The organism is Rhodopseudomonas palustris (genome assembly GCF_003226555.1).
Lineage (GTDB): Bacteria > Pseudomonadota > Alphaproteobacteria > Rhizobiales > Xanthobacteraceae > Rhodopseudomonas > Rhodopseudomonas palustris_I.
Genome location: NZ_QKQS01000006.1, coordinates 165,221 through 180,659 on the forward strand (window position 1 = coordinate 165,221; position 15,439 = coordinate 180,659).

General features: G+C 66.7%; 14 protein-coding genes. 9 read left to right on the forward strand and 5 right to left on the reverse strand.

Annotated elements, in window-relative coordinates; all coding sequences use genetic code 11:
* The 3 genes from DNX69_RS26505 to DNX69_RS02735 all read right to left on the reverse strand — a co-directional run.
* Positions 1-584 (reverse strand): TRAP transporter large permease subunit (locus tag DNX69_RS26505; RefSeq protein WP_234826825.1); only part of this gene is annotated, 584 nt, incomplete at its 3' end.
* A gap of 9 nt (positions 585-593) precedes the next feature.
* Positions 594-1,088, reverse strand: a complete 495-nt coding sequence (locus tag DNX69_RS02730; RefSeq protein ID WP_110784820.1) for a TRAP transporter small permease — start codon at positions 1,086-1,088, stop codon at positions 594-596.
* Between the two features lie 223 nt (positions 1,089-1,311).
* Positions 1,312-2,337: a TRAP transporter substrate-binding protein gene (locus DNX69_RS02735; RefSeq protein ID WP_110784821.1), complete on the reverse strand. Its 1,026-nt coding sequence runs from the start codon at positions 2,335-2,337 to the stop codon at positions 1,312-1,314.
* A gap of 173 nt (positions 2,338-2,510) precedes the next feature.
* Between DNX69_RS02735 and pobA the strand changes: the two genes are divergently transcribed.
* Positions 2,511-3,683 (forward strand): 4-hydroxybenzoate 3-monooxygenase, encoded by a 1,173-nt coding sequence (gene pobA, locus DNX69_RS02740; protein ID WP_110784481.1) that lies wholly within the window; start codon positions 2,511-2,513, stop codon positions 3,681-3,683.
* Between the two features lie 261 nt (positions 3,684-3,944).
* Positions 3,945-4,394, forward strand: a complete 450-nt coding sequence (locus DNX69_RS02745) for a PaaI family thioesterase (RefSeq protein ID WP_110784482.1) — start codon at positions 3,945-3,947, stop codon at positions 4,392-4,394.
* 152 nt (positions 4,395-4,546) lie between these two features.
* Here the strand turns inward: DNX69_RS02745 and DNX69_RS02750 are convergent, their stop codons facing one another.
* A complete protein-coding gene (locus DNX69_RS02750; protein WP_110784822.1) occupies positions 4,547-5,896 on the reverse strand; it encodes an amidase in 1,350 nt (449 codons plus the stop codon).
* 289 nt (positions 5,897-6,185) lie between these two features.
* Here DNX69_RS02750 and DNX69_RS02755 point away from each other — a divergent pair, with 289 nt between their 5' ends.
* The 3 genes from DNX69_RS02755 (at position 6,186) to DNX69_RS02765 (ending at position 8,904) form a co-directional block, all read left to right on the forward strand.
* A complete protein-coding gene (locus DNX69_RS02755; RefSeq protein ID WP_110784483.1) occupies positions 6,186-6,599 on the forward strand; it encodes a Zn-ribbon domain-containing OB-fold protein in 414 nt (137 codons plus the stop codon).
* 5 nt (positions 6,600-6,604) lie between these two features.
* Positions 6,605-7,744 (forward strand): thiolase C-terminal domain-containing protein, encoded by a 1,140-nt coding sequence (locus DNX69_RS02760; protein ID WP_110784484.1) that lies wholly within the window; start codon positions 6,605-6,607, stop codon positions 7,742-7,744.
* 245 nt (positions 7,745-7,989) lie between these two features.
* A complete protein-coding gene (locus tag DNX69_RS02765; protein WP_110784485.1) occupies positions 7,990-8,904 on the forward strand; it encodes an SDR family NAD(P)-dependent oxidoreductase in 915 nt (304 codons plus the stop codon).
* 246 nt (positions 8,905-9,150) lie between these two features.
* Here the strand turns inward: DNX69_RS02765 and DNX69_RS02770 are convergent, their stop codons facing one another.
* The gene (locus DNX69_RS02770; protein WP_110784823.1) at positions 9,151-10,491 is read right to left on the reverse strand and encodes an OmpA family protein; all 1,341 of its coding nucleotides are present in this window, start codon (positions 10,489-10,491) and stop codon (positions 9,151-9,153) included.
* 662 nt (positions 10,492-11,153) lie between these two features.
* On the opposite strand from DNX69_RS02770, the gene DNX69_RS02775 reads away from it, so the two are divergent.
* The 4 genes from DNX69_RS02775 (at position 11,154) to DNX69_RS02790 (ending at position 14,571) form a co-directional block, all read left to right on the forward strand.
* Complete coding sequence (locus tag DNX69_RS02775) at positions 11,154-12,881, forward strand: FAD-binding protein (RefSeq protein ID WP_110784486.1); 1,728 nt, start codon at positions 11,154-11,156, stop codon at positions 12,879-12,881.
* Positions 12,878-13,201, forward strand: a complete 324-nt coding sequence (locus tag DNX69_RS02780; protein ID WP_110784487.1) for a 2Fe-2S iron-sulfur cluster-binding protein — start codon at positions 12,878-12,880, stop codon at positions 13,199-13,201. Before DNX69_RS02775 ends, DNX69_RS02780 begins: the two co-directional genes overlap by 4 nt.
* Before the next feature lie 240 nt (positions 13,202-13,441).
* Positions 13,442-13,930 carry a Twin-arginine translocation pathway signal gene (locus DNX69_RS02785; RefSeq protein ID WP_110784488.1) on the forward strand — a complete coding sequence of 163 codons (489 nt, stop codon included), beginning with the start codon at positions 13,442-13,444 and terminating at the stop codon, positions 13,928-13,930.
* A 20-nt stretch (positions 13,931-13,950) separates the two neighbouring features.
* On the forward strand, positions 13,951-14,571 hold the full coding sequence (locus DNX69_RS02790) for a ferric reductase-like transmembrane domain-containing protein (RefSeq protein ID WP_110784489.1): 621 nt from the start codon (positions 13,951-13,953) through the stop codon (positions 14,569-14,571).
* The last annotated feature ends 868 nt before the right edge of the window (positions 14,572-15,439 follow it).

Genomic DNA, 15,439 nt, shown 5'->3' on the forward strand with positions numbered 1-15,439 from the left:
ATCGTAATCATGTGCATCACGATCGCGAGCAGGCCCGGCAGAATGCCGGCGATGAACAGCTTGCCGATATCCTGCTGGGTGATGATGCCGTACACCGCCAGCACGGTCGACGGCGGCAGCATCGCGCCCAGCGTGCCGCCGACCGCGATCACCCCGGTGGAGAACGACTGCGGATAGCCGAACCGCCGCATCTCCGGATAGGCCACAGCCGAGAACGTCGCGGCAGTCGCGACCGACGAGCCGGAGATCGCCGCGAAGCCGCCGCAGGCCGCGATGGTGGCGATGCCGAGCCCACCCTTCCAATGCCCCACAATGGTGTTGCCGGCGCGGAACAGCTCGCGGCTGATACCGGACGCGGACACGAACGCGCCCATCAGCAGGAACATCGGGATCACGCCGAACGAATAGTCGGTGACGGTGCGCATCGTGGTCTGGCCGACCAGCTTCAGCGCCGGCTCGAGGCCGGTGAGATAGCCGAAGCCGGTGACGCCGACGAGGCCCATCGCCATGCCGACCGGCACGCGCAGCAGCATCAGGACGAACAGGCTGACGAAGCCGATCGCAGCCACGGTCTCGTTGCTCAGCATCGCGGCCTACTCCACCGGCTTCATGCGCACTTCGCGCATCTGCTCCGGATGGAAGATCAGCCGGAAGGTTCGAATCGCGATCAGCAGCACGGCGGAGACGTCGCCGATCCAGGACACCAGATAGAACGGCCAGATCGGGATCTGCAGGTCCATGGTGACGATGTGATCGGCACGCGTCGTCACCACCTTGTCGAACAGCGTGTAGGTCTGCACCGAGACCACGAACAGCAGCACCAAAGTGGCGAAGATGTCGATGATCCGCTGCCAGCGCGGCGACGCCGCCGCCCAGACGAGGTCCACGGTGATGTGCGAGCCGCGATACGACGTCGCGGCGATGCCCCAGAAGATCAGCACGCCGAGCATGAACTGGCCGAAATTGTAGTAGTCCGGGATCGTCACCGAAAAGAACTTGCGCATGAACACCGCGAGGAAGGTGTTCAGCGCGACGATGCCGACGAAGAACGCCGCGATCCATTCGATCACGTCGATGAACCGGTCCATGCCGTTCTTGGCGAACCGCCGCGTCGTCAGCGCACCGGGCAGCCGGTCGGGCTGCTTGTCGTCGGGAGGGGAACTCATCGGGGCTCGATCGTTGCGACTGCGTCAATCAAGATGAAACGTCATTCCGGGGCGCTCGCACAGCGAGCGAACCCGGAATCTCGATCGTGTGTCAGAGATTCCGGGTCTGCGCGCGATGCGCGCATCCCGGAATGACGAGAGGGCGCTACAACCCCGCGTCGTACTTCTTCAGCGCCTTCTGCAGGTCGGCCTCGACCGCTGCGGGATCGCTGCCGGCGTTTTTCACCTGGGCGGCCCAGCTGTCCTGTAGCGGCTTGGTCGCCTTCTTCCATTCGGCGAGCTGCTCGGGCGTCAGCGGATAGACCTCGTGATCCTTCAGCGCCTTCATCTTGGTGCGGCCGTTGGCCTCGAAGTCGGTCCACGGGTCGGTCACCCTGGAGGCCCATTCCGGCGTGCAGTGATCGTCGATAACCTTCTTCTGCGCGTCCGACAGGGCGTTGTAGGCCTTCAGGTTGATGTTGTAGGTGAACACCGTGGTGTAGAGCGGCACGTCCATGTGATACTTGACCACCTTGTCGATGCCGAACAGGAACACCGAGCCCCAGGGGAAGGTGATCTCGTCGGCGACGCCGCGCTCCAGCGCGTCGCGCGATTCGGGCGCCGAGGCCTGCACGTTGGTGCCGCCGAACAGCTTCACCATCTCGCCGATGGTCGATTGCGCCGGCCTCACCTTCAGGCCGCTCATGTCCGACGGCAACAGCACTTTCTTCTTGCCGTGCAGCGCACCCGGATCGTGAATGAAGGCGAAGCACAGCTTGGTGTCCTTCATCTCGGCCGGGGCGTATTTGTGGTACCACTCGTTCAGCGCCAGCGTGCCCTTCTTGCCGTCCTTGAATACGAACGGAAGCTGACCGGCGGAAACGATCGGGAAGCGGCCGGGCTGATAGCCGGGATTGACGTAGGTGACTTCGGCGATGCCGTCGCGCGCCATGTCATAATGGTCGAACGCCTTGCCGAGCTGCTCGGACGGGAACACGGTCATCCGGATGCTGCCGCCGGAAGCCTTCTGGATGTCCTCGGCCCAGGCCTTGGTGGCCGGCACCAACGGATGCGCCGGCGGCACCCACAGCGAGATCTTCCAATTGACCGTCTTGTCCTGCGCGGCCTTGTCCTGCGCGAGTGCAGGCGTCACGCTGGCGGCAAGCAGCAGCGCGAGCAGAGTCTTCCTCATCATCGAGCGTCACTCCCTATGGTCGGCTTCATTCGGCCTTTGGGCCGCATTGTTATAGGTTATAACCATCATTGCAAGTGACCACCGCGTAATAGCTGCTAGACACCGGACGGCGGCTAGACGGCTCCGTGACGGTCCCGTAACGAGGCGACGACATCATCGGGGGAACGACCATGCGGACACAAGTGGCCATCATCGGCGCGGGTCCGTCCGGACTGCTGCTCGGCCAGCTGCTGCACAAATACGGCATCGACGCCGTCATCGTGGAACGCAAGGATCCGGACTACGTGCTGTCGCGGATTCGCGCCGGCGTGCTCGAACAAGGCATGGTCGACCTGCTCGACGAGGCCGGCGTCTCCGCCCGGCTGCATCAGGAAGCGCTGGTGCACGACGGCTTCGAGATCGCGTTTGCCGGCAAGCGTCATCACATCGATCTGAAGAGCGCGACCGGCGGCAAGAGCGTCACCGTGTACGGCCAGACCGAGGTCACCCGCGACCTGATGGAGGCGCGCAAGGACGCCGGCCTGACGACGATCTACGACGCCGCCGATGTCAGCCTGCACGATTTCGAAGGCGCCCATCCCAAGGTGCGCTACGTCAAGGACGGTACCACCCGCGAGATCGTGTGCGATTTCATCGCCGGTTGCGACGGCTTCCACGGCATCAGCCGCACGAGCGTCCCGGGCAGCGCGGTGCAATCGTTCGAGCGGGTGTATCCGTTCGGCTGGCTCGGGCTGCTCTCCGACACCCCGCCGGTGTCGCCGGAGCTGATCTACGTCAACCACGACCGCGGCTTCGCGCTGTGCTCGATGCGCTCGGCGCACCGCAGCCGCTACTACGTGCAGTGCCCGCTGACTGACGACGTCGCCGAATGGAGCGACGACCGGTTCTGGGACGAACTCCGCAGCAGGCTCGATCCGGAGACCGCCGGCAAGCTGGTCACCGGCCCGTCGATCGAAAAGAGCATCGCGCCGCTGCGCTCGTTCGTCGCCGAGCCGATGCGGTTCGGCCGGCTGTTCCTCGCCGGCGACGCCGCCCACATCGTGCCGCCGACGGGAGCCAAGGGCCTGAACCTCGCCGCCAGCGACGTGTACTATTTGTCGCGGAGTTTGCGCGAATACTACGCCGAGAAGTCGGACGCCGGCATCGACGCCTATTCGGCGAACGCGCTGCGCCGGGTGTGGAAGGCCGAGCGGTTCTCGTGGTGGATGACCTCGCAGCTCCACCGCTTCCCCGACCACGACGCCTTCTCCCAGCGCATCCAGACCGCCGAGCTCGACTACTTGGTCAATTCCAAGGCCGCGATCACCTCGCTGGCGGAGAATTACGTCGGGCTGCCGTATTGAGACGCCTGCCGGAAGGTCGTCATTCCGGGGCGCGCCGTCAGGCGCGAACCCGGAATGACGAGCTGTGGCGCACGGCCTGCAAATAGCGTCGAGATTCCGGGTTCGCGAGCTTACGCTCGCGCCCCGGAATGACGGGCATGGATACACCGCTCCCCGTTTCAAACAGCCTCTCAAACGACGCTTCAAACTTTGTCGGCGTTGCCGGCGGCGCCCGGCTGCGGTCTAAAGACGGTCGGTACAGCGAGGCGAGTGACGAGGCGCATGACGACCGATTCCGATCCGAACCACACCCCCGCGACCGACGGGGTTCCTGACGGCTTCGTCCGCCACACCCGGTCGAGTCCCCTCACCGCGCCGTGGGAGCCGCTTTACGCAAAGACGACGGCGGACGCGGTGATGCTGGGCTTGCGGCTCCGCGAGTGCCACACCAATTCGCGCGGCCTCGCCCATGGCGGGCTGATCACCGCGCTTGCCGACAATGCGATGGGCTATAGCTGCGGGCTCAAGCTCGGCGGCGGCGCGCGGCTGCTGACGGCATCGCTCGCCATCGACTTCATCGGCCCGGCCGGGATCGGGCAATGGCTGCAGATCGAACCGGAGGTGGTCAAGGTCGGCGGCAAGCTGTGCGTGGCGCAATGCTTCGTCACCGCCGACGGCGTCCGCTGCGCCCGCGCCAACGGCACATTCAGCGTGGTGAGGGCGAAGGCTTGAACGCCCGTCGTTCCGGGGCGCGCGCAGCGCGAAGCCGGAACCCCGAGCTGTTCTGCAAGGCTGCTGTCGCTCCAACCTCGAGATTCCGGGTTCACGCGCTTCGCGCGTGCCCCGGAATGACGTGCAAGTGGTGACGACGCGCGACCGAGAGCTCAGCCACGGATCACTTCTTCGATGCCGGCTGCGACCTCGAAGATCTCGCGATCAGCGCCGTTGACGCCGGCCAGCATCAGTCCGACCGGCGCCTCGCCGTCCTGGTGGCACGGCAGCGAGATCGCACAGCCGTCGATCATGTTGATCAGCGTGCAGTTGCGCAGCGCGAGGAGATTGGCCTTGGTGAAGGCCTTGTCGTCGGCGAGCTCGGCAATGGTCGGCGCGGCGATCGCGGTGGTCGGCATCGCCACCGCGTCGTAGGGTGCAAGCCGCGCCGTGGCACGCTCGATTAGCGATTTGCGCGCCGTGACGACATCGATGTAGTCCGCAGCGCTCTGGGTCTCGCCGCGCAAAATCCGCTCGCGGACCCGCGGATCGTAGACGTCGCCCTGCGCGACGATCAGATAGCGATGCCAGGCGTAGCTCTCGGCGGCGGTCAGTCCCCCCTTCGTGCTCAGCGGCGCGACGTCGTTGAACTCCGGCACCTCGATCTGCTCGACGATCGCGCCGTGGCTCGCCAGCGTTTTCAGCGCGCGGTCGAACGCGGCCGTCACGGTGGCGTCGAGCTCATCGAGCGCCAACGTGGTCGGCACCGCGATCCGCATCCCCTTCAGCGGCCGCGGGCTCACCGGCATCACCGGCTGATCGGCGAGGATGGCGTCGAGCGCGGCGCAGCAGGCGACGCTACGCGCCAGCGGGCCGATACTGTCGAGCGAGAACGACAGCGGCACCGCGCCGTCGCGCGGCACGCGGCTCTGCGACGGCTTGTAGCCGACGATGCCGTTGAACGCCGCCGGAATCCGGCACGAGCCGCCGGTGTCGGTGCCAAGCCCGGCATGCGCCATGCCGTCGGCGACCGAGACCGCGGCGCCCGACGACGAGCCGCCCGGCACGTAGCCGATGTCGCGGGCGTAGGCGGCTTTCGGCGTGCCGTAATGCGGGTTGATGCCGATGCCCGAATAGGCGAACTCGGTCATGTTACTGCGGCCGATCACCACGAAGCCGGCGCGCCGCAGCCGCGCCACCGCGGGCGCATCGCTCTCCGCAGGCGGATTGTCGTCGAGCGCGCGCGAGCCGGCGCGGGTCACCTGGCCCTTGATGTCGAACAGGTCCTTGATCGAGACCGGAATGCCGGCGAACGGCGACGGCTCAGCCTTGGCGGCGCGCAGCCTGTCCATCGCGTCCGCCGCCTGCAGCGCCGCGTCGCGATCGACGTGGATGAAGGCGCGCGCCCCCTCGCCGGCCGGATCGTCGATCCGCGCCAGACAGTCTTCCACCAGCTTGCGGGCGGTGGTGCGGCCGGCTTCGAGATCGGCCGCGAGGGCGGCGAGTGTGGGATGTCGGGTCATGCTGTCCATTCCAGTAGGAGCCGATCGGCCACGCGGACGCGGGCCTCGATCGGACGGGAAACAAGTCGGCTTATTCAGTAGCGCGGAAAGTGCCGGTTTGCCATCCGCCGCCGCGGTGGCTCCGGCCCCGCGCACAGGGCATCGCTCGGATTCTCGAATGTCCGCTTTGCGGAATACAATTCCTGCACACGGCCCCGCGCCCTGCGCGTGTTGACGCTGGCGGGACGATATCGCATCAAGACGCCACAACCGATGGGCCTATGAGCCAGCTCAGGGAGAAAACTAAGACATGGCTGAACCCGCACGCGCACGTCCCAAGATCACTCCGGAAACCCAATTCTACTGGGACGGCGCCAAGCAAGGCGAACTGCGGCTTCAGCGCTGCGATTCCTGCGCCCACGCGTACTTCCCGCCCCGCCCGTTCTGCCCGAAATGCGGCAGCCGCGAGGTCAGCGTGTTCAAGGCCTCCGGCAACGGCACGCTGTATTCCTACGTGATCAATCACCGCCCGCTGGCGGCCGGCTTCACCGAGCCCTACGCCATCGCGGTGGTCGAGCTCGAAGAAGGCCCGCGGATGATGAGCAACATCCTGGAGTGCCCGCAGACTCCGGAAGCGCTCGAGCTCGATATGAAGCTGGAAGTCACCTTCCAGAAGATCGACGACAACCTCACCCTTCCGCAATTCCGTCCGGCGAAGGGGTAAGCACCATGCGTCGCAATCAGGTTGCTATCGTCGGCGCCGCCGAGACCACCAAGCTCGGCGTCATTCCCGACATGTCGCAGATCCAGCTCCACGCCGACGCCGCGCTCAACGCGATCGCCGACGCCGGGCTGAAGCTGTCGGACATCGACGGCATCGCCACCGCGGTGGAAACGCCGCAGCAGATCGCCCACTATCTCGGCATCACCCCGACCTGGGTCGACGGCACCTCGGTCGGCGGCTGCTCGTTCATGCTGCACGTCCGCCACGCCGCCGCGGCGATCGAGGCCGGGCTGTGCAAGACCGTGCTGATCACCCACGCCGAGAGCGGCAAGTCGATGATCGGCAAGCTGCCGCGCTCGATTCCCGCCGACAGCCTGCAGGGCCAGTTCGAAGCGCCCTACGGCATCTATGGGCCGCCGAGCCAGTTCCCGATCCCGGTGCTGCGCTTCATGAAGACCCACGGTATCACCCACGAGCAGATCGCCTCTGTGGCGGTGGTGCAGCGCGAATGGGCGGCAAAGAATCCGCGCGCGATGATGAAGGATCCGATCACCGTCGAGGACGTCCTCAACTCGCGGATGATCGCCTATCCGTTCCGTCTGCTGCAGTGCTGCCTCGTCACCGATGGCGGCGGCGCGCTGATCATGACCTCGGCCGATCGCGCCAAAGACTTCCCGCACAAGCCGGTCTATGTGCTCGGCACCGGCGAGAGCGTCGAAACGCCGATGGTCAGCCAGATGGAGACCTTCAACTCCTCGCGCGCCTTCAAGGTGGCGGGCCCGACCGCGTTCCGCGAGGCCGGTATCAGCCACAGCGACGTCGATCATCTGATGATCTACGACGCGTTCGCGCACCTGCCGCTGTTCGGCCTCGGCGACCTCGGCTTCATGCCGTATGAGGAGACCGGAAAGTTCATCGCCGACGGCAACACCCGCCCCGGCGGCAAGCTGCCGCTCAACACCAACGGCGGCGGCCTGTCCTACATGCACTCGGGCATGTACGGCATGTACGCGTTGCAGGAAAGCGTCCGGCAGATGCGCGGCATCGCACCGGCGCAGGTCGAAGGCGCGAAGATCTCGGTCTGCCACGGCGTCGGCGGCATGTTCGCCGCAAGCGGCACGATCATCTTCACGAACGAGAAGTAGGTCGGCGCAAGCCGCACAAAACCACGTCATCGCCGGGCTCGACCCGGCGATCCATCCCTCGAAGAAGATGGATGCGCGGGTCAAGCCCGCGCATGACCAAGAAAACTACGGGCGTCATTCCGGGGCGCTCACGAAGTGAGCGAACCCGGAATCTCTCTCGCAGAACACCTCGGGATTCCGGGTTCGCGCTTCGCGCGCCCCGGAATGACCGTCGGATAGCAACCAACAACAAAAAGGACAATCACATGGCCAAGGCACTCGACGGCAAAGTCATCATCGTCACCGGCGCGGGGCGCGGCATCGGCCGCGAGATCGCGCTGCTCGCGGCGCGCGAAGGCGCCAAGGTGGTCGTCAACGATCCGGGCGTCGCCTCCGACGGCTCGGGCACCGACGCCGCCCCGGCCGAGCAGGTGGTCGAGGAAATCAAGAAGGAAGGCGGCACCGCGGTCGCGAATTTCGAAAGCGTCGCCGAGGCGATCCCCGCCAGCAAGATCGTCAAGCAGGCGGTCGACACCTACGGCAAGCTCGACGGCGTGGTGAACAACGCCGGCATCCTGCGCGACGCGATCTTCCACCGCATGAGCATCGACGCGTTCGAGCAGGTCATCAAAGTTCATTTGATGGGCACGTTCTACGTCAGCCACGCCGCCGCCCGGCTGTTCCGCGAGCAGGAGAGCGGCTCGTTCGTGCACTTCACCTCGACCTCGGGGCTGATCGGCAATTTCGGCCAGGCCAACTACGCGGCCGCCAAGCTCGGCATCGTCGGCCTGTCGAAGTCGATCGCGCTCGACATGAGCCGCTTCAACGTCCGCTCCAACTGCGTGTCGCCGTTCGCCTGGAGCCGCCTGATCGGCACCATCCCGACGGAGACCGAGGCCGAGAAGGCCCGCGTCGCGCGGATGCAGCAGATGGGCCCGGAGAAGATCGCGCCGCTGTCGGTGTATCTGCTCGGCGACGCCGCCAAGGACGTCAGCGGCCAGATCTTCGCGGTGCGGATGAACGAGATCTTCCTGATGGGCCAGTCGCGCCCGATCCGCTCGGTGCATCGCGACGGCGGCTGGACCTGCGAAAGCCTCGCCGAGCACGGCATGCCGGCGCTGAAGGGCTCGTTCTACAAGCTCGACCGCTCCGCCGACATCTTCAGCTGGGATCCGGTGTAAGTTCGATCTGCTCCGCGACGAGCGTCGGTTCAGCACCAGCACGTCATTCCGGGGCGCTCACGCAGTGAGCGAACCCGGAATCCGGAGCTGTGGAGCACCCGGCCGTCGCGACCAACTCGGGATTCCGGGTTCGCGCTGCGCGCGCCCCGGAATGACTCGAAGAACTAACAGCCCCGCAGTTTACGCACACAGAAAAGCCCGCCTCGCGGCGGGCTTCTCCGTCGGGTGAAGCATCTGGAGGGGGAGTTACTTCACCACGAATTCGATCCGGCGATTCTGCGCCCGGCCTTCGGCAGTCGTATTGGCGGCAATCGGCTTGGCCGAGCCGTAGCCCGCCGCCACCAGCTTGACCGCGCCGATCCCGGCCTTGCTCAGGCTCGCCACCACCGCTTCGGCGCGGCGCTTCGACAGCGCCAGATTGGCGGCCTTCTTGCCGGCGGCATCGGTGTAGCCGGCGACCTCGATGGTCACCGCCGGGCACTGCTTGATCGCGGCGGCGAGCTTATCGAGCAACGGCAGCGATGCCTTGTCGATCACCGCGCTGCGGCGCTCGAAGTTGATCTTCTCGGCTGCGACCAACGACGACACCCGCCCCTGGCAATCCTGCTCCGTGGCGACCGGCAGCTCACCGGTGGCGCTGGCGGTCTTGATCTCGGCCGCGGGCACGGCGGCCGGCTTGGCCGCCACCTGCTTTGCCGCCTCGTCGGCCGCGGCCTTCTTGGCAGTCTCCTCAGCGGCGGCCTGTTTGGCGGCAGCCTCCGCCGCAGCCTTGTCAGCCGCCTCCTTGGCCGCAGCTTCCTTCGCGGCCGCCTCCTTGGCGGCAGCTTCGGCGGCGACCTTGGCGGCGGCTTCCTTCGCCTTGGCTTCCGCCTTGGCCTTGGCGGCGCGCCTCTGCGCGGCGTCCATGGCGGCCAACGCCTTGACCTCGGCTTCCTTCGCGGCAGCAGCCTTCGCGGCGGCCTCGGCCTCCGCCTTGGCCTTCGCTTCGGCCTCCGCCTGCAGCTTCGCCACCGTCTTGGCGGCGAGCGCCGCTCCGCTCAACTCGTCGACATCGGCGACGCGGCGCACGCCCGGCACCTTCAGGATCTGCTCGCCGAGTGCGGCCCGTACCTTGTCGCTGCCGAGATCGGCCGGCAGCAGCACGTCGCGCCCGGCGACGTCGAAATTCAGCGGATCGGCGCCGGCATCCTTCACCACCTCGGCGACGCGCTCGCGCAGATCCGGCTCCAGCTTCGGCATGGTGGTGATGCCGAACACCGCCAGAATCAGCCCGGTGGCGAACAGGCCGACCCACCAGCCCTCGAACCGCACCGGCAGCAGCCCCGGCGCGACGCCGCCGGCCAGTCCGCCGACGAAGTAAGCGATCACCAGGCCGATGCCGGCCTCGAGCAGCAGCTCGGCCTTGCCGGAGGCGAGCTGCGCGGCGACCAGCACCAGCGCCACCGCCAGCACCACGCCGACCCGGCTCACCCAGTAATTCTCGAGGTCGGCCGCCCAGCCGAATTTCTCCGCGAGCAGCGGCGTGACCGCGCCGACGACGAACGCCGCCGCCAGCCAGATCCAGTAGTGAGTCAGGAGATACAACATCGGACGCCCCTTCTCCGCCGCGCTTGCCGGCGACGACGGCGGCATCCTGTCCCGAGACCGATCCGGCGTCGCGCAGGCGAGCGCGCGCTATCGCGTTTCATGCCGCTACAGCGATCGCCTCGCGATCGGTGATGTCAGCCGCGTCAGTTAGCGTCATCGCGACCACCGCCACCATCCTGACAAAAGTTTGACCTCGCAGCTCACCTGACTAATCACTAAGCAACACTGCCTCGATTTGCGGCACCCACTGAACTACTCATTTACCGAGCAGTAATGCGATACGGCAGCTGCGGTACGGGAATGCAAGATCGCGCGACGCTGGAGATCATTCGCTGGCGTCTCACACACGCACCTTGCCGATATGATCCGTTGCACGAATCCGGCGGCACGGGCGACAGGAACGGCCGTTCTGGCCGGTTTGCCGAGCAGCGAAAGGCCGGTCCGGATCGCCGTCCACCAAGCCGGCGCGTGATGCGCCGCGCCCTATCCGCCGCCCGCGGCGTATACCCATCACGATTGCAAATCCCCCATGCGTTGACACGCCGCGCTGAAACTGGACTATCGCAGGTGCGAATGAACGGCGGATTGCGCGGTCGCTGTCGCCGGCCGTGTAGTTCCACGGCCGTCGTCTTGCGACCACGGTGACGGAGAATGCTGGAACGATGGCAACTGCGAAACCGGCCGGCCGCATCAGCGACGAGGCGACGCATCTGACGGCCGACGTGCTGATCATCGGCGCCGGCGGCGCCGGCATGTATGCGGCGCTCGAGGCGGCGCGCGAAGGCGCATCGGTGCTGCTCGCGGATCGCAGCCTGATCGGCCGCGGCGGCGCCACCGTCATGGCGCAGATGACCGTCGCGGCGGCGCTCGGCGAGCAGACGCCGGATCACTGGGAACATCATCTGGCCGACACGCTGGCGGCGGGCCGCGGGCTGTGCGACGAGCGGCTGTCGGCGCTGCTGTGCGAGGACGGCCCGCGCCGGTTGCGCGAGATGGACACCTGGAACGTGGGCTGGGCGCGCGAAGACGGCCATATCAAGCAGGCCCAGGCGCCGGGCCATGATCGGCCGCGCTGCGCCTATGTGGATTTCCTGTCGACCGGTCCGGCAGTGTCGAAGACGCTTCGGACCCGGCTCAACGGCGCCGACGGCATCCGCCGGGTCGGCGATCTGACGATCGTCGACATCGCGCTCGACGACGGCGTCGCCTGCGGCGCCACCGCACTTCATCTGCCGACCGGCCGGACGGTGACGATCGCCGCCAAGGCGGTGGTGATCGCGACCGGCGGCCTCACCGGCCTGTATCGCCGCAATTCGGCGTCCTCGAACATGGCCGGCGACGGCTATGCGCTGGCGCTGCGCGCCGGCGCCGAACTGATCGACATGGAGTTCGTGCAGTACTTCCCGATCGGCCACCTGGCGCCGCGGCTGGTCGGTATGGACCCGATCATGTGGGATCCGTTCCGCTACAAGCTCGGCGGCAAGCTGCTCAACGCCGAGATGCGCGAATTCGAGGCGGACTACGCGACGAAGGACAAGCGCAGCGACGGCACCTACAAGTTGACCCGCGATCTCGCCACCTACGCGATCACCCGCGAGGTCGAGGCCGGCCGCGGCAGCCCCGCCGGCGGCGCCTATCTGAGCTTTCAGCACGTGCCGGCGGCCGAGATCCGAAAAGCGTTCGGCCCGGTGGTGGACCGGCTGGCGGAGAACGGCATCGACCTCGCCGAACGGCCGGTGGAGGTGGCGCCGATCGCGCACTACCACATGGGCGGCATCCGGGTCGATCCGGCGATGCAGACCGGCGTCCCGGGCCTGTATGCCTGCGGCGAGGCGGTCGGCGGCGCCAATGGAGCCAACCGCCTGTCGGGCAACGCCATCACCGAGGCCTTCGTGTTCGGCGCCCGCGCCGGCCGCAGCGCGGCGCACTACGCGGCCTCTCACGCGTCGCACTGGCGGAACCAAGCCGCGCAATCCGCACGCGATCTGCTCGCCGGCGCAAAACCCGAGAACGGATTCAATCCGGCGGCGGCGATCACCGACCTCCAGGCCGTGATGGCTGACGACGTCGGCCCGTTCCGCACCGATGCCAAGCTGCGCCGCGCGATCGATCGCATCGCGCAGATGCAGCACGACCTCGGCGAGCGCCCGGTGTCGCTGGGCGGCGCGTTCGACACCATGCTGTCGGACTGGCTCGACCTGCGCAACATGCTGCAGGTGGCGCAGGCGGTCGCGCGTCCCGCGCTGGCGCGCACCGAGAGCCGCGGCGCGCACCAGCGCGACGATCATCCGGCGCTCGACGAGGGATGGTGCGTCAACCAGATCGTCACGCTGAAGGACGGGGCGGCGCTGCGCAAGGTCGAGCCCTCGACCGGAAAGGTCCTGCAATGAAAGCGCGGCTGTCGATCCAACGCGGCCTGCCGGGCGCCCCGCCCGAGCATCAGTCGTTCGACGTGCCGTTCGAGCCCGGCCAGTCGGTCCTCGACGGATTGCGCGCAATCCGCCGCCGGCTCGATCCGTCGCTGGCGTTCCGCTTCGCCTGTATCAACGCCAATGCGTGCAAGGAATGCATGATGCTGATCGACGGCAAGGTCGGCTATGCCTGCACCGCCCGCCTGAAGGAAGGCGAGACCACGCTGGCGCCGCTGCCCAAGAAGGCCCTGATCCGCGACCTCGTCACCGAAATCGCACCGCCCGACGAACGGCTGTAGCCGCGCCGTAGGTAGCGCGGGCGCAGCGGCCAAGTAACAAGCGGCCCCCTCGAGGGGCGCGTCACGTCGTCACGCGCATTCACAACACTTTTATTGCGGCCCGCCGCGCCTTTCGCATTCTTCGCCTGCTATTTGCGGGCTCCGGCGTTAAGTTAGCTCAAGGACTTCGGGTCTGCCGCTGTTCCCTTGCGCGGCGGATGATCGGCCCCCAGAAGTAATCGGCTCCAAGGAGTAACTGACATGACCGGTGTCATCCTGAATCGCCGTAACCTGCTCGTCGCCGGAAGTTCCATGCTGGTCACCGGCGTCGCCGGGCTGACGCTGCCCGCGCGCGCGCAAGACCTCGCGCCGACGCCGTCGATGTCGGGCGGGTCCAACAACTACCGCAAGGGCGCGCCGATCGTGGAACGGATCGGCAAAGGCGGGTTCTGGATGAGCGGCACCGTCCGCCGCGCCGGCGACGGTGCCCCGCTTGCGCGGCAGCGCATCCAGATCTGGGCCCACACGGTCGAAGGCCAGGAGCACGAGCCGCAGAGCCACGGCGCCACCCTCACCGACGACAACGGCGCGTTCCGTCTGGAGATGCCGCAGATCATTCCGGTGTTCGGCCAGCCGCATGGCCACCTCGCCTATGACAGCGGCGAGTTCAAGACCGTGTTTCTGCGTCCGGTGATGCGCAGCGCCAAGGACAACAGCCTCGAGGCGCACTTCGTGCTTCAGCCGGCCTGACGCGGATCGGACACAATGCGATGACGCGGGCCCGGGCGGTCCTGATCTGGGCCGCGCTCGCGGCGGCCATTGGCGTGCCGATCGCCGCCGCGGCCGCGAGCCCGCTGCTCGCATGGCGCGGCCCGGTCTATATCGCCGCCTGCTTTGCGGGAATCGTCGCGCTCGGCCTGGTGCTGGTTCAGCCGCTGCTGATCGGCGGATTTCTGCCGGGGCTCGCGGCCTATCGCGGGCGACGCGTACACCGCTGGATCGGCGCCGCGCTGGTGCTGACGGTGCTGGTGCATGTCGGCGGGCTATGGTTCACCAGCCCGCCCGACATGATCGACGCCCTGCTGTTCAGATCGCCGACGCCGTTCTCGCCGTTCGGCGTGACCGCGATGTGGGCGATCTTCGCGGTCGCGCTGCTAGCGGCGTACCGCCGCCGCTGGGGCGTGAGCCCGCGGCAATGGCGGCGCGCCCACCTGCTGCTCGCCGTGGTCATCGTCGTCGGCAGTGTGGTGCACGGCATGCTGGTCGAGGGCACGATGGAGACGATGACGAAGGCCGCCCTCTGCACGCTGGTGGTGGCGGCGACCGTCAAGATCTTGGCCGACCGGCGGCCATGGCGAAAGCAAGCAAGCGAGCGTCCGGCGCAATCCTGAGCGCGGCGGCAAAGGCCGCCTCCGACACGCGGCCATCAGAGCGGTTCATCAATTGATGGAAGCAGACGTGGAGCTTGCCAAGGGCACTGAGTCCTCATCCTGAGGAGCCCGGCAAAGCCGGGCGTCTCGAAGGATGAGGAGACGCACGGCCTGCGGCGCATGGTTCGAGACGGCGCTTCGCGCCTCCTCACCATGAGGTCGTGCTTGCTGTGAGCACGCCGAAGCGTGGCGCTGATTCCATCAAATAGAGAAATGCTCTAGTCGTCTCTGCGTCCGCCTGATCGGGCACGACGGCTTCGACCCGTCGGTTCGCAACGCGCTCCACGCCGCGCTGAACCGCGTCATCAATTGATTGACGCGCTTGTCCTTTCCCTATGCGCGGCCTCCTCATCCTGAGAGGCTGCCCGGAAACTCGATCCGGAAAACGCAGGTCGTCATTGCGAGGAGCACCCGGATCGGCGCAAAGCGCCGTCCGAGCACAGGCTCCGCGACGAAGCAATCCAAGAGGTCGGCGCATGGCGCCCCTGGATTGCTTCGCCTTCGGCTCGCAATGACGAAACAACGCGTAACGCCGAGCGATCGCATGTCTTGTTGCGTCTCTTCCAAACGCGGCAGCGGACTTCGTATCCAGCTACCTAGTCGCAGCCGGATATAGCGCCTATGGTATCATGATAAGTGACTGCCGGATGCCGACCTGAGCGGCGTCAAATCCTACGCGCCGGCGTTGCCGAAATTATCCACTCATCCGGAGAACGTCAGAGACTTGGATGATGAAGAGCAGACTGCTACGTAATTACTCCTCGTCGGATTGCGCTTCGTTCCATCCAGGCTACGCTTACTGTTACATAGATTTCATTACATTTGGGAG